Annotated in this window: 14 protein-coding genes; 6 read left to right on the top strand and 8 right to left on the bottom strand. The window is 44.1% G+C overall.

The window, feature by feature from the left end; genetic code table 11:
* Positions 1 to 5: 5 nt before the first annotated feature.
* Positions 6 to 2,453 (top strand): molybdopterin guanine dinucleotide-containing S/N-oxide reductase, encoded by a 2,448-nt coding sequence (locus AAFX28_RS18340; RefSeq protein ID WP_408689802.1) that lies wholly within the window; start codon positions 6 to 8, stop codon positions 2,451 to 2,453.
* A gap of 65 nt (positions 2,454 to 2,518) precedes the next feature.
* Here the strand turns inward: AAFX28_RS18340 and AAFX28_RS18345 are convergent, their stop codons facing one another.
* A complete protein-coding gene (locus AAFX28_RS18345) occupies positions 2,519 to 3,493 on the bottom strand; it encodes a Gfo/Idh/MocA family protein (RefSeq protein WP_408689804.1) in 975 nt (324 codons plus the stop codon).
* Positions 3,494 to 3,504: 11 nt separating this feature from the next.
* The gene (locus tag AAFX28_RS18350; protein WP_408689806.1) at positions 3,505 to 3,789 is read right to left on the bottom strand and encodes a putative quinol monooxygenase; all 285 of its coding nucleotides are present in this window, start codon (positions 3,787 to 3,789) and stop codon (positions 3,505 to 3,507) included.
* 102 nt (positions 3,790 to 3,891) lie between these two features.
* Here AAFX28_RS18350 and AAFX28_RS18355 point away from each other — a divergent pair, with 102 nt between their 5' ends.
* Together AAFX28_RS18355 and AAFX28_RS18360 are read left to right on the top strand one after the other, a co-directional pair.
* Positions 3,892 to 4,782, top strand: coding sequence for a LysR substrate-binding domain-containing protein (locus AAFX28_RS18355; RefSeq protein ID WP_408689807.1), 891 nt, complete (start codon positions 3,892 to 3,894; stop codon positions 4,780 to 4,782).
* Positions 4,783 to 4,825: 43 nt separating this feature from the next.
* Positions 4,826 to 5,515, top strand: coding sequence for a DNA-3-methyladenine glycosylase I (locus tag AAFX28_RS18360; protein ID WP_408689809.1), 690 nt, complete (start codon positions 4,826 to 4,828; stop codon positions 5,513 to 5,515).
* 15 nt (positions 5,516 to 5,530) lie between these two features.
* Here AAFX28_RS18360 and AAFX28_RS18365 read toward each other — a convergent pair whose 3' ends face one another.
* The gene (locus tag AAFX28_RS18365) at positions 5,531 to 6,082 is read right to left on the bottom strand and encodes a GNAT family N-acetyltransferase (protein WP_408689811.1); all 552 of its coding nucleotides are present in this window, start codon (positions 6,080 to 6,082) and stop codon (positions 5,531 to 5,533) included.
* A gap of 82 nt (positions 6,083 to 6,164) precedes the next feature.
* Here AAFX28_RS18365 and AAFX28_RS18370 point away from each other — a divergent pair, with 82 nt between their 5' ends.
* The gene (locus tag AAFX28_RS18370) at positions 6,165 to 6,584 is read left to right on the top strand and encodes a BLUF domain-containing protein (RefSeq protein WP_408689812.1); all 420 of its coding nucleotides are present in this window, start codon (positions 6,165 to 6,167) and stop codon (positions 6,582 to 6,584) included.
* Here AAFX28_RS18370 and AAFX28_RS18375 read toward each other — a convergent pair.
* Positions 6,574 to 7,035, bottom strand: coding sequence for a MarR family winged helix-turn-helix transcriptional regulator (locus AAFX28_RS18375; protein ID WP_408689814.1), 462 nt, complete (start codon positions 7,033 to 7,035; stop codon positions 6,574 to 6,576). The two genes, AAFX28_RS18370 and AAFX28_RS18375, sit on opposite strands and share 11 nt — an antisense overlap.
* Before the next feature lie 113 nt (positions 7,036 to 7,148).
* Between AAFX28_RS18375 and AAFX28_RS18380 the strand changes: the two genes are divergently transcribed.
* The gene (locus tag AAFX28_RS18380) at positions 7,149 to 7,571 is read left to right on the top strand and encodes an organic hydroperoxide resistance protein (protein WP_408689816.1); all 423 of its coding nucleotides are present in this window, start codon (positions 7,149 to 7,151) and stop codon (positions 7,569 to 7,571) included.
* Between the two features lie 98 nt (positions 7,572 to 7,669).
* Here the strand turns inward: AAFX28_RS18380 and metE are convergent, their stop codons facing one another.
* Positions 7,670 to 9,961: a 5-methyltetrahydropteroyltriglutamate--homocysteine S-methyltransferase gene (gene metE, locus AAFX28_RS18385; RefSeq protein WP_408689817.1), complete on the bottom strand. Its 2,292-nt coding sequence runs from the start codon at positions 9,959 to 9,961 to the stop codon at positions 7,670 to 7,672.
* A 273-nt stretch (positions 9,962 to 10,234) separates the two neighbouring features.
* Here metE and metR point away from each other — a divergent pair, with 273 nt between their 5' ends.
* Positions 10,235 to 11,146 carry an HTH-type transcriptional regulator MetR gene (gene metR / locus AAFX28_RS18390; RefSeq protein ID WP_408689818.1) on the top strand — a complete coding sequence of 304 codons (912 nt, stop codon included), beginning with the start codon at positions 10,235 to 10,237 and terminating at the stop codon, positions 11,144 to 11,146.
* 201 nt (positions 11,147 to 11,347) lie between these two features.
* Here metR and AAFX28_RS18395 read toward each other — a convergent pair whose 3' ends face one another.
* The 3 genes from AAFX28_RS18395 to AAFX28_RS18405 form a co-directional block, all read right to left on the bottom strand.
* A complete protein-coding gene (locus tag AAFX28_RS18395; protein ID WP_408689819.1) occupies positions 11,348 to 11,548 on the bottom strand; it encodes a DUF4250 domain-containing protein in 201 nt (66 codons plus the stop codon).
* An 85-nt stretch (positions 11,549 to 11,633) separates the two neighbouring features.
* Positions 11,634 to 12,314, bottom strand: a complete 681-nt coding sequence (locus AAFX28_RS18400; RefSeq protein WP_408689820.1) for a hypothetical protein — start codon at positions 12,312 to 12,314, stop codon at positions 11,634 to 11,636.
* 55 nt (positions 12,315 to 12,369) lie between these two features.
* Complete coding sequence (locus tag AAFX28_RS18405; RefSeq protein ID WP_408689821.1) at positions 12,370 to 14,844, bottom strand: EAL domain-containing protein; 2,475 nt, start codon at positions 14,842 to 14,844, stop codon at positions 12,370 to 12,372.
* Between the last annotated feature and the right edge of the window lie 11 nt (positions 14,845 to 14,855).

Raw genomic sequence — 14,855 nt, forward strand, 5'->3', positions numbered from 1 at the left:
AGATTATGACTGATATTACACGTCGCGGATTCCTCAAAGGGACTGGTATGACAGCGGGCGCTATGGCGTTTACCTCCTTAACTCCCCTAACAGCATCTGCCGCAAACAAACGAGGTTCTGGCGTATTAACAGCAGGCCGTATGGGGCCAATGCTTTGTGATGTCAAAGATGGTAAGTTGATCTCGACCACCAATGCAGTGGCACAGACAGTAGAAAATAGCCTACAAACTACTGGTCCGGATCAGGTTTACACTAAAGCACGTATCAAGTACCCAATGGTACGTAAAGGTTTCTTAGCGAATCCAAGCCAACCAGAAGGCGTTCGTGGTAGCGATGAATATGTTCGTGTGTCTTGGGACGAAGCGTACAAATTAATCCATGAACAACACATGCGTATTCGTAAAGAGAACGGCGCTGAGTCTGTTTTCGCAGGCTCTTACGGCTGGCGTTCAAGTGGTGTTCTACACAAAGCGCAGACACTTCTTCAGCGTTACATGAGCATGGCTGGCGGTTACTCTGGTCACTTAGGTGACTACTCAACGGGTGCTGCTCAGGTCATCATGCCACACGTAATGGGTTCTATTGAAGTTTACGAACAGCAAACTACTCATCCTGTTGTCCTCGAAAGTTCTGATGTTGTTGTTCTTTGGGGTATGAACCCACTGAACACACTTAAGATCGCTTGGAGTTCTACTGACTGTTCTGGCCTTGAATTTTTCCACCAGCTGAAGAAGTCTGGTAAAACGATCATCGCTATCGACCCTATGCGCTCTGAAACTATCGAATTCCTAGGCGACAGCGTTCAGTGGATCGCCCCACATCCGATGACCGACGTAGCGTTGATGATGGGTGTTGCTCATTCACTAGTCTCTAAAGGCAAACACGACAAAGCTTTCCTAGATAAATACACCACTGGCTACGATAAGTTTGAGCAGTACCTATTAGGTAAAGAAGACGGCGTAGAAAAAACACCAGCATGGGCAGAAGGCATTACTGGCGTTCCAGCAAAACAAATCGAACTACTAGCCGATATCTTCAGTGCGAACCGCACAATGCTGATGGCTGGTTGGGGTATTCAGCGCCAGCAGTTTGGTGAACAGCGCCACTGGATGGTCGTCACTCTTGCAGCGATGCTTGGTCAAATCGGTCTGCCAGGCGGCGGTTTCGGCTTCTCTTACCACTACTCTAACGGTGGTAACCCAACACGTGATGCTGCGGTTCTTCCTGCAATTTCAGCGTCTATCGGCGGCGGTTCTTCTGCTGGTAACGACTGGGCAGTGTCTGGAGCGGTAAACAGCTTCCCTGTAGCTCGTATTGTCGAAGCTTTAGAAAACCCTGGTAAGCAGTTCCACCATAATGGTCATGAGCTAACCTTCCCTGACATCAAGATGATCTGGTGGGCAGGCGGCGGTAACTTCACTCACCACCAAGACACCAACCGTCTGATCAAGGCATGGCAAAAACCAGAGCTTGTAGTTATTTCAGAGATTTACTGGACTGCTGCAGCTAAACACGCCGACGTTGTACTTCCTATCACTACTTCATTCGAACGTAATGATATGACTATGACTGGTGACTACAGTAACCAACACCTAGTCCCAATGAAGCAAGTAGTCGAACCGCAAGGTGAAGCTCGTAACGACTTTGATGTGTTTGCTGACATGGCCGAGATGATCAAGCCAGGTGGTCGCGATGTCTTTACCGAAGGCAAAGATGAGATGGCTTGGCTGAAAGGCTTCTATGAGGTTGCTCAAAAAGCAGGACGCTCTGCACGTATCCGTATGCCTAAGTTCGGTAAGTTCTGGGACGATAACCAGCTGATCGAAATGAAGTACAATAAGAAAGCAGCAGAGTTTGTTCGTCACGCAGATTTCCGCAAAGATCCGGTTATGAACCCACTAGGAACGCCAAGTGGCAAGATCGAGATCTACTCAAAAACAATCGAAGGCTACAAACTTGAAGACTGTCCTGCTCACCCAACTTGGATGGAACCAACGGAATACACAGGTTCTGCCAAAGAAGGTGAACTACAGTTAATGACTGCTCACGCAGCTCATCGTCTTCATAGCCAGTTTAACTACGCTAAGCTTCGTGACGAGTACGCAATTGCGAATAGAGAGCCAATCTCTATCAACTCTGAAGATGCTAAAGCTCGTGGCATTAAGAGTGGTGATTTGGTCCGAGCATACAACGACCGCGGTCAAGTGTTAGTAGGCGCGTTAGTAACAGACGGCATTAAGCAAGGCTCCGTTTGTATCCACGAAGGTGGCTGGCCGGATCTAGATGCTAAAACAGGCCTATGTAAAAATGGCGGCGCTAACGTTCTGACTTCAGATATCCCGACATCACGTCTGGCGAATGGTTGTGCAGCTAACTCTTCACTGGTTCGTATTGAAAAATACACAGGACCAGCTCTTGAGCTAACTGCATTTGTTCCACCTAAGAACGGTTGATTAAAGCAACAACTCAGTTGAGCTAACCAAAAACCAGAGCCTAGTGCTCTGGTTTTTTATTTGAATCAGCTCGCTGCCTTTTCCCAATCAGTCAACAGCTTCATAATTTGCCACGAGTCTTTCGGCGTCGCACTCGGTCTCTCTAGCTGTTTTGCACCCGACTCAATTGCTTGTCGAACATTTCGTACTTGATAGAAAAAACCATCTCCTTGTGCTGGGACGACTACTTCCTCTGTTGATGTTTCATACACTTCAATCACCAGCTTATTGTCCTCAGCCGGTAACCAAGGGTTGGTGACGAAGCTAATCGAACCTTTACTGCCTAAAATAGTAAACTGGTGTTTCAACCCGTAGTCTTCTGCAGTATGTATCTGAGCGGTTAGCTGACCGTTGAATTTAAACAGTGCGCTCGTCTCGCAGATATTTCCGTCGGCACCACGTCGACCAATCGCACTTATTTCTGTATCAGCAAACACTTCATCACCAAACTGATGTTGCAAGACAAGGTGCATCAACGATACCGGGTAACAACCCAAGTTATACAATGTGCCTTTGCTGTCTGGGTTAACAAACTGGCTAATTGCGGCTACATACGAACCTTGGATCGAACGAACGTCCCCTATCGTCCCACTCTCTAGTAATTCTAGAATTTGAGCTGCAATCGGATGATTTAGGTACATCAAACCTTCTGCAAAAAAGACATTATGTTTGTCAACGGCATTAAGAGCGATGTCACTTTTTTCCATATCGACAGACAACGACTTCTCACACAAAATGGCTTTACCTGCCTGAGCGGCTTTCACTACGTATTCATGATGCAGGTGATTAGGCAGCGCAATATATACTACCTCAACGTCGCTATCGGCTATTAGCTCGTCCATTGATAGATAGCTTCTGCTAGGTCCATGCTTTTTCTTAAACTCTTCAAGCATAGTTGGGTTTCGCCCAGCAACTGCGTGTAGCTGGCTATTCGAGTCGTTGTTTATTGCCTGTGCCATCACATCAGATATGAAGCTCGTTCCGAGTATTCCCCATTTCATCGTCATCTATCCTATTTTTGACTATTTGTCGCACGAACCAGTTCAGTCATGCCTTTTGCAATAAAAGCTTGAGTATGAGGCGTTGAAAAGTGAGCCTCAATTGCCGCTTTATCGGCATACTCTTCCCATAGAATGACACTTCTTTCATTATCGACATCATAGGTAGCTTGCGCTTTCAAACAACCCGCTTCTGATTCCATATCGAGACAGAATTGCTCGATCGCTTTTTTTGCTTCATTGATGTCCATTTCGGGTTTGATCATCAACTGAGCGGTTACATAAATTGTAGAGTCCATGGTACTGGTTAAGAGTTAACTAAAGAGTATTCATAATTTAATTAACACTCTTCAATTGATAAACTAGGCAAAAGTTTTCAGTTTAAACACTCAGAGTTGCCAATGGACAAGTTAACTAGTATGAAAGTGTTCTGTTACGTTGCAGAACAAGGCAGTTTCCGACGAGCTGCCAATCACTTTTCTATATCTGCAACCATGGTTGGTAAACACATTAAGCATATTGAAAATGCTCTTCAAACCGCTCTTATCCATCGAACAACTCGAAAACAATCACTGACAGAGTCAGGAACCATCTACTATCAAGAATGCCGGCGTATCTTGGATGACATAACTAATACTGAGAATTTAATTCATGACATGCAAAACTCACCTCAAGGGCGCGTGAAAATCAATGCACCAATCACCTTTGGCAATCATATTCTCGCCCCTATTTTGACAGACTTCTTAATTAGCTACCCCAATATAGATGTAGAGGTGGTGTTAGATAATGGCCTTGTTGACGCCTATAGCAGTGACATCGACTTTATCGTTCGTATCGGTGAGCTGAAAGATTCAGAACTCGTTGCGCGACATTTGGGGGACTATCAGATGATATACAGCGCATCCCCAGAATACTTAGAACAAAATTCAACGCCAGATTCTCTCGATGCTTTGGAACATCATTGTTGCTTAGGCTTTAGTTACAGTAAAACCGGCAGTGAGCATACAACGACTTTACCAACGCATTTCAATCGTTCAATACAGCCCCGTCTTGCTGCGAACAATGGGGATGTATTGAAGCTCGCGGCCATAAAGGGGTTAGGCATCTTACTTCAGCCAAAGATTCTTATTGAGCAAGAGCTACGTTCCGAATTGCTCGTACCGATTCTTACCAAAGAGAGCCCTGCACCAAAACCTATCCACCTGTTGTACAAAGGCCGCCAACTTTCAGTGAAAAACCGCATTTTTTCAGATTTTGTGATTAGAAAATGCCGTGAGAACGCCTCCATTTGAGGTAGGATAACCACAGCTGTTTCCCTATAAAAGACCAGAGCCTATGACCCTTGAAAAATTTGATGATATTTATCACCGCGCCGCAGAAAGAAAGGGAGGTGAAGCAAACTTAGAATCACTACTCTCTACCCCATTAAATCGCAAGCAGTTATCAGAGGTTCCAAATGACCGCTGGCTATCAGCGTTTAGTATGAAGGTGTTTCAAAGTGGTATTTCATGGAAAGTAGTGCGAAATAAATGGCCTAACTTTGAAGAGGTCTTTTTTGGTTTTCAGGTTGGCCCTCTTCTAATGCTGTCTGACGAACAATGGGACAACAAAGCCGCGGATACACGCATTATTCGGCACCACGCTAAAGTTAAATCGATTCAAGCCAACGCACAGATGATCCATGAGGCTTCATTAAAGCACGGATCATTTGGTGAAATGGTCGCTAATTGGCCAAGTGAAGAGATCACAAACCTTTGGGTGTACCTTAAAAAGCATGGCAATCGACTCGGTGGTAATACTGGCCCCTATAGCTTGCGTCAAATGGGTGTAGATACTTTTATCTTGTCAGGAGATGTCGAAAGTTATCTGCGCAGTTATAAGATTATTGAAGGTGGTCGTGACACTAAACGCTCACTTGAAGCTGCAAGTAAAGCGTTTACTTATTGGCAACAAGAGAGCGGAAGAACGCTCTCTCACATCAGCCAAATCATTGCTTATAGCACAGGAGATAATCGGGTCTTGTAAGCTATGTGGTTCTACTTACTGTTGAGCTTGCCACTGGCTAGATGTAATCCGATATAAGCAGTGGCGCTCTAGCTCGTGACCTTGGGGCAACTTGGGATGATTGAAGTTTTGCCCCGTGTTTTGCATTCCAACCTTCTCCATCACTCGACGTGAAGGTTCATTTTGTAAAGCGGTGAAAGAGTACACTTCGCTCAGATTGAGATCAGTAAATGCAAACCCTAGAGCAGCCTTTGCAGCTTCTGGTGCGTAACCTTCTCCCCAATGTTTCGAACTTAGCCTCCAGCCAACCTCAACCATAGGTGCATTAGGTAAACCTGACTCAGCATCTTGCCCAAGCAGTCCAACAAAACCGATAAACTCATTAGTAGATTTAAGCTCAACGGCCCAAAAACCCCAACCATGCTTTTCAATATAAGCATGAGCTCTGCCAATCTGTGCCAGCGTCTCTTCTCGATTCATCGTCGAAGGAAAGAAGCGCATCACTTTCTCGTCTGCGTTCATCGCAATGTAGGGTTCTTTATCTGATGATTGCCATTGTCTTAGGCGTAACCGTTTTGTCTCAAGCATCTTCAATCCTTTGTATTTTGCAAGCCAGCCCAATATGCACTAACTTTTATATTAATTACCACCACTGACAGTGAGTTTTACCATGTTCCTTACTCGACTGATCTATGCAAGTTCTATAGCCGAGGGCTTTAACATTTCAGATGTTGAAAATATTATCTATTCGGCACGCGAAAACAATAGTCGCTTAGATGTCACTGGGTTGCTCTGCTTCAATCAAAATTATTTTTTGCAGTGCCTCGAAGGTTCTCGAACCAATGTAAATCACGTCTATCAGCAGATTCTTAATGATCACAGACATACGAAGATCATCATGTTGGATTACCGTGAGATAAGTGTAAGGGAGTTCAGCAATTGGGCTATGGGCTACGTTCCTTCCACTAGCATGACTGCTCCTATAAATTTAAGATACTCAGGCTCTAGTGAATTTAACCCTTATGCTATGTCAGGAAACAGCGCTCATGTCTTGATGTTAGAGCTACGTTCCTCTATCCCTACGGTTTGAGTGTATTAATCAGTTTCTCACATAATTTTTTGAGTTGGACTAGCTCATCCAACTCTAACTGGATTTGACACTTCATACTTTCAGGAACGGCTAAAGCCTCTGCTTTCAAGTTTGCTCCAACTTCGCTCAGTTTAAGCACTCGCACTCGTTCATCTGTCTCGCTTCGGCCTCTAACAACGAAACCTTTCGATTCAAGCCGTTTCAATAACGGGGTTAGCGTTCCCGAGTCTAAGTACAATCTTGCACCTAGATCCTTCACACTGATACCGTCACTTTCCCACAGCACCATCATGACTAAGTACTGCGAGTAAGTCAGGTCGAGCTTATCAAGCAATGGACGGTAGGTGCGAATCACTGCATTCGCCGCACTATACAAAGGAAAACACACTTGGTTTTCTATTCTTAAACTCTCTTCACGAGAGAGACTTGTTTCACTTTCACAACTGGCCATGCTCGGCTCCTGAAAAAATAAATTGCGCACAATATACTTGCATTCAATGTTTGTTTCGATCTAATATTGTAAGCAATTCAATTGTGCACAATTTAAATTAAAAGGAAGACGCCATGACTACCCTATACAGAACACAAGCAACTGCTCTCGCTGGTCGTAACGGTCAAGTAAAAACTGACGATGGATTATTGGATTTAGAACTGTCTTATCCAAAGGAGATGGGCGGTAGTGGTGCAGCGACAAATCCAGAGCAACTATTTGCTGCTGGCTATTCTGCATGTTTTTCAAACGCAGTTTTACATGTTGCTCGTGAAGCAAAAGTCGCATTAAGCTCAGCACCAGTAACTGCTGAAGTTGGTATTGGTCCAAACGAACAAGGCGGCTTCGCCCTAACTGTGAGCCTAGCTGCAAATATCGATCTTCCACAGGAACAAGCTCTAGAATTGGTTCGTGTTGCTCATCAAGTTTGCCCATATTCGAATGCGGTACGCGGCAACATTGATGTCGTCGTAACTGTAAATGGTGAAGCGATTTAAGATCGCAACCTCTATCAACGGATAAAATTATCTAGCGATAGCCCAAAATGCCAACCCGTTAGTAGGTTGGCATTTTGTTTTACCCTTTCTAAAATCAATTACGCTTCGACGATGTGCTTCTTACGTAATTGTTTTGCCGCGAGCACCATGTTCGCAAGTGAAGCTTCGGTTTCTTGCCAATTACGTGTTTTTAACCCACAGTCAGGGTTCACCCACAAACGTTCTGCCGGAATCTTTTCTGCCGCTTTATTGATCAATTCCTCGATCCACTCTTTCGAAGGGATATTTGGTGAATGGATGTCGTAGACACCGGGGCCAATTTCGTTCGGATAATTGAACTCTTCAAACGCTTTTAACAGCTCCATATTTGAGCGTGAAGTTTCAATCGTAATAACATCTGCATCCAATGCCGCAACGGAGTCAATGATCTCATTGAACTCTGAGTAACACATATGAGTATGAATTTGAGTTTCTGGTTTAGCACTCGCCGCAGAAATCTTAAAGGCATCCACCGCCCACTCTAAATACGCTTTATGGTCGCGCTTTTTCAATGGTAGACCTTCTCGAATTGCAGGTTCGTCAATCTGAATGATGTTGATACCAGCATCTTGTAAATCAGAGACTTCATCGCGTAATGCCAATGCTAACTGGTCAGCGATTTCTTTACGCGTGATATCTTCACGGGGGAACGTCCAGCATAGAATTGTTACAGGTCCGGTGAGCATCCCTTTCATTTGTTTAGACGTTAGCGACTGCGCATAGGTTGCCCACTCTACAGTGATAGGCTTCTCGCGCTCAATATCAGCAACAACAATCGCAGGTTTTACACAGCGTGAACCATAGCTTTGTACCCAACCAAATTTAGTTGTTTGAAAGCCCGCTAGGTTTTCGGCGAAGTACTCCACCATATCGTTACGCTCAGCTTCCCCATGAACGAGAACATCTAAGTCGAGTGCCTCTTGTCGTTTTACCGCATCTTTAATGTGCCCTTTAAGCGCTACTTCATATTCTTCCTGGGACAGTTTTCCGCTGCGAAATGCGCTACGCTGAACACGAATCTCACTTGTTTGAGGAAACGAGCCAATCGTTGTTGTAGGGAATAGTGGCAAGCCTAGGACTTTACTCTGGTGAGCAACTCGTTCAACATAAGGTTCCGTTCGCTCAGCCAAGCATTTGGTAATACTATTAAGACGAGCCTGTACCTGTGGTTTGTTTACGTGAGTCGCTGTTTTACGGTTTTGAATCGGTGCACTGTAGGTATCACACGCTAAGATTGCCTCTTGGCTGCCATCTAACGCTTGACCAAGTAACGCCACTTCCGTCACTTTTTGTTTAGCGAATGCAAACCAACTTTGGACTTCATCACTTAATTCAGGCTCTAGATCTAGATCGACTGGGCTATGTAATAGTGAACAAGAACTTGCTAACCAAAGTCTTTCACCAAGATTTTCTTTTATCGGTTTAAGTAGCTCAAACTGCGCACTTAAATCCGCTCGCCAAACGTTACGACCATTGACGACTCCCGCCGATAACACCCAGTTTTCAGGTAATTTGCTAGCAACAATGTTTAACTGTTCCGGTGAAGCAGATAAATCTATGTGAAGGCCATCAACGTTGAGTTCGACAATGTTATCTAGAGTGTCTACAACTGAGTCAAAATACGTGGCCAAAAGAACTTTTACGTCGCTTCGGATTACTTGATAGGCTAACTTAAATGAATCTAACCATGGTTTGTCTAGTTCAAGCGCCAGAATTGGCTCATCAATTTGCACCCATTCAACACCTTGTTTCGCTAGCTTAGCCAGTATCGCTTGGTATGCCGTCAATAAGCGAGGGAGTAACGTTAATCGGTCAAATCCTTGGTCTACTTCTTTGCCCAGATATAGATAGCTCAAAGGCCCGAGTAAGACTGGCTTTACATTATGACCAGCTTGAACAGCCTCATTAACTTCTTCGAATAATTGCGGCCAACTTACTTCGAAAGTGTCCTCTTGGCTAAATTCTGGAACAATATAGTGGTAGTTCGTATTAAACCATTTGGTCATGTCCGATGCAGCATGACCACTACAACCACAACCTGCTTGTGACTGACCTCGCCCCACTTTGAACAATGTATCAAGATCTGGGAAACCATTTTGATGACGTTTAGGCACATGACCAAGCAGTAGCGTTGTAGTTAACACATGGTCATACCAAGCAAAATCTCCTGCAGTTACGAAGTCTAAGCCGGCATCTTGTTGCGTTTTCCAGTTCTTGCTACGCAGCTGACTTCCAACCGATTTAAGCTCGGCCTGAGAAATTTCGCCACGCCAATACTTTTCCAGAGCAAATTTCAGCTCTCGTTTTTCACCGATGCGAGGGTAACCTAGTATATGAGTCGTTGTTGTCATTTGTTCATCCTTAAATTTTACAAGTCTTATTCGTTATTTTGTTCAGTTCACCACAAGGATGTCTGGATGGCTAAACTATCTCGCTAAACCGAGTGGACGACAATCTCCAAATACTCAACTTGTTTATTAGTTTTCTTCATAATGACAAACACTCTCTTTCGACTAATTAATAAATAAACACCAAAATTTTTAGACGTCTAGATGTTTACACCTCTACAAAAACACGTTAGGTTAATAATATTCATGCTTAGAAAGTTTGACTGAAGGGACTTCATGATAGAGCTAAAGCACTTACGAACATTAACCACGCTGAGAGACACAGGTTCACTCACTGCAACGGCAACAACGTTGCATTTGACCCAGTCCGCCCTGTCTCACCAAATTAAAGATTTGGAGTCGAGGATTGGTGGGCAATTGTTTCTGCGTAAAACTAGGCCAGTTAAATTCACCTCCGAAGGCAAGATATTACTTAAGCTAGCCGATGATGTGTTACCGCGCTTAGCCAAAGCAGAAAATGAAATCGCGAGCCTGAAAGAAGACGTCAATGGTCGACTGCATATGGCGATTGAATGTCACTCTTGCTTCCAATGGTTAATGCCTGCACTTAAGGAATATCAAGTTGCTTGGCCAAGCGTGACACTCGACTTTTCCTCCGGATTTGGGTTTGAGCCATTGCCAGCATTGATGGGTGGGGAACTTGATCTTGTGATCACTTCAGATATTCAGCCCAGGTCCGAAGTGCACTACGAGCCATTGTTTGATTTCGAGATGCGTTTAGTCACTTCTATTTCACACCCACTGGCGCAAAAAGAGTGTATTGAGCCAGAAGATCTTGTCGATCAAACGATGCTATCTTACCCGGTACAAAAAAGCCGTTTAGATGTAGTTAAACACTTTTTGCAACCCGTTGGTATTGAGCCAGCTAAGTGGAAGCAAGCAGACAACACATTGATGTTAATTCAGATGGTTTCCGCGGGGCTGGGTGTTGCAGCGCTCCCAAATTGGGCGATCAGTGAGTTTTCTCGCCAAGGCTTGATTAGCAGTATCCCACTTGGAAACGGTTTGTGGCGACGCTTGTTTGCTGCGACACGACATGCAGACAAAGATAAGCGTTATTTACAAGCTTTCTTCAATACCGCAAGGCAGCAATCCCAAAGTCACCTAGATGGAATTAAAACTGTCTAGTTAGAGATCAAAAAAAGGAGGCATAGCACCTTTTTTTATTCCAACCGGGATAAATAGATGTTTTGACATTACGCCGGAAAAATCGCTTAGAGCAAGACATAGATTGCAGGTAGCTAGTTGATCTACCTACAAAAGCTATAACGCTGCTATCAGCGATTTTAACCAGCTAGAATGAACAGATATTTACTCTGGTTGGTATCATTATCTGTCGTAAGATTTGAACTGATTGGTCAAAGGATCATACTGATAACCAAGCACATCTAGCTTACCTATCACTGCTTCAACATCCATTTCATACATTGAGACAAGTTCTTCAAAACTGTCACATTCTAAACGTAGCTTTTCGTTTACTATGCCCAACAAAATGATGCTATCAAAGTTGCTCACATTGCTTAGGTCCATGACGGCCTCCTATTCCACACTTACTTATTCAAGCGTAGACATAAATTGACCGAAATGAAGTGAAGTTGATCGAAACTCCTACTCTTTACAGAGCAAATAATGCCTGATTCGACGTCGCAGACAATAGTAAAAAGATTAACGCAATCGCCAGTTGGCCTTTATTAATCTCTTTTGAAGCAAGTAAGTGCCAACACCATGCCACAATTGCAGTAATCAGCAGTGCAAACCCTGTTAGCAAAGGCTGAGTCACAGATGCGAGTACATCACTGTCCAAACCAAAAGTTTTAAGCAAGATAGTGAGAGACATAAGCATAGCGGCAACAACACCAGTAACCGGTAAGATTCGATGGAATGCTTGTAAGCGTGTGCGCGCAATCGTCAACAGTAAATGCGCCAGCATCGCACCAAGTAAGAATATTTGCACCACGACACTCAAACCCGCGGCTAACGTTGGCTGTTCAAAGATTTGAATACCGACATAGGCAAGCGCTAAACCATTAGCGAGGTACATTACCCAAATTGGGCCTTGATCGCGTGTCTTCTTGGTTTGAACTTGGGAATAAAAATAAGCAATGGCGAAGACCACCATCATAGCTTCGATACGCAGAGAGGCAACGGCAAGCCAAAGTATCGCTAGTGACGGCAACATTTTGTGGACTCGTCCTCGTTGACCAGGACAAATATCGCCCTTAACAAGAATAAGGGTCAAAAGAAGTTGAGCGCCCAATAACATTGGGGCAAACACGGCAAGTAGCTGCTGGATCATGGTGTCATCAAACAAAAATTATTATTGGATGCGGATAATAGCAGACTGATTTTTTTTAGCTATCAGTGAAGTAGGTCAATATGTCTTGGTGTGTCACAACACCCAAGTAATCACCACAAGCATTCACCACCAACCATGGAGGTTTTATCCCTTGTTTTATGGTTTCAGTCACTTGATCCACACGGTCTTCGAGCGTCAACGTATGAATATCTCTTCGCATAATCTGGTTTAATGTTTTGCGGCTGCTAACAACATCATGGCGAGTCTCAAATTTGGTGCCCACTGTTGGAGACAGGTGTAAGTTCACATCTTCCAACCCCACTACCCCAACACACACTTTTTTATCAAGGACAGGTATCACTTCCACATCATATTGGGTTGAAGTAAGCAAAGAATGCGCCCTTTCAATCGTATCGTTTGGTGCTAAACAAGGTAAGTGGACTTGGGTAAGACTCAAGATATTCGCTTGTAAACGACGCCCCTTGCCCGACAAGAACTGCTCTAGCTTATCACAATAACTCCACGCTTTTTCTAGTTCATGGATAGGTAGCGGTTTTGAAAAATAATAGCCTTGTATATAGTCAACGCCGAGGCCGTAAACCGCCTCTAATTCACTTCTGGTTTCCACTCCCTCTGCGACAACTTTGACATTAAGTGTATGAGCAAGTTGAGTGATCATTTTAACGATATAGTATTTATTCGTACCCTCATTTAAGTTGCTTACAAACTCCTTATCAATCTTGATCAAGTCAAAGTTACTGTCACTTAAATATGAAAACGAACTGTAACCGGTGCCAAAATCATCAATCGCGACTTGCACGCCTCTTCGGCGAATATTGCGGATCAGCGAAGATTGCCGAGACTCACTGTCAAAATAGGCACTCTCTGTCAGTTCTATGGTGACAGTTTCAGGGTGCTTAGCGTATTGATGCACTAATGAGTCGGCGCTTTCTAACACCTCATTTGTGTCGAGCTTAGTGTTAAGAGAACGGTTAATTGTCACACCTAGGTGACGACCAAACCGCTCCTGAATATGGTTAAGATCCTGTAACGCACGTTGACCTACACACCAATCTAAATCTGCGACTAAATCTAAGTCTTCGGCGATGTTTACCATCTCTTGTGTATTCAACATCTGCCCATTCGGTCCTCTAAAGCGGCTTAATGCTTCAAACTTAACTACATCCCAGTTTTGAGTATCTACAATCGGCTGATAATAAACATCCACCTCTTTCGCTTTAATGCTTTTCTCTGCCCACTCCTCTAACTCTTTACGTCGCAATACTTGTTTGTGTAACACTCCGTGATAGAAGGTTATATGCCCTCTACTCGTTGCTGCACTCTGCTCCAACATTGCTTGCACTGAATGAGGTACGAGAAGTTTTGGGTCATGGGTATCTTGACCAAGGACAGAGACACCAATTCGCCCCTGCATAATCGCATTGTAGATTTTCTGACCTGCATGATGGTTAATCGAAGAAAATAGACGACGAATAGACTGGTGAATCAAACGAACTTGGGAAGGCCCTTTAACTTTACAACATTCAACACACGCGACAAAGTGATTGCTCCCAAGATAACCGACCTCTACAGCTTGTGGCTCTTGCGTTAGATGTTCAGAAAGAAGCGCTTTAAGGTCGAAATCGTCCGCTTGGTCAAATGGAGGCTGAAAAGCCACGACCATTATAACCTCATCGCTCTTACGCTGACTTCTTTGGGTTACAGCTCGAGTAAACTGCTTCTCTGTGGGAAGTTGGGTAAGAAGCTCTATCCCCCCATACTCAACATCTTCTATTCGATAAATGTTGTCTGAAAGATCCAAGAGCGCCGCAACATAGAAGATTCCCTCTTCTAGAGTTATCCGTTGAATGGTCAGATCCTGTGGATAGGCTCGTCCTTGGGAAGTTTGCAATAACGCCACTCCAGACCAATAACTTGACTCTTCAACTTGCTGCCAAATTTTTTTATAGAAGCTATCACTGTGCCTTTCAGATTGGAGAGTAGTGAAAGGCTGACCCTTTAGTGCTGTATTGGTGTATCGAGATAATGAAAGAAAGTGGTCGTTGCAAACCATAATATTTCTTTGCTCATCAATCAGCAGAACACCATGATGTACATTGTTGAATAGCTGCCCAAACAACGCCCCAGTACTTATTGCAGTTACTTGAAAGAAAAAAAGTGGCGTCAGCACACCGGTAACTTGTTTGCCGTCATCACAACTAAATATCAACTCGACATAGCAACATTGGTCTCGATCCAGCCTCAAACAACAGTTGAAGCGTTGCTTGCCAGAGCGAATCTTAATACTGGTAAGCTTGTCTAAGAAGGTAGTTTGATCGTGATAGCTCATACAAGGCAACAATACATTACCCGTAAGTGACGGTAAGTCAGCACTTAACACTTGCCGGCAAAGTGCTTCATCAATGTGTAAATGATGTGAGGCTATATCCCACTGCCACTCTATCGATGGATGAGCGCGAGATTGTAATGGTTTAGGGGAATCGGTGCTCGAGCCTTGCACTTGAGCCATTATGCTGCCTC

The sequence above is a fragment of the Vibrio sp. TBV020 genome (genome assembly GCF_046056895.1).
Lineage (GTDB): Bacteria > Pseudomonadota > Gammaproteobacteria > Enterobacterales > Vibrionaceae > Vibrio.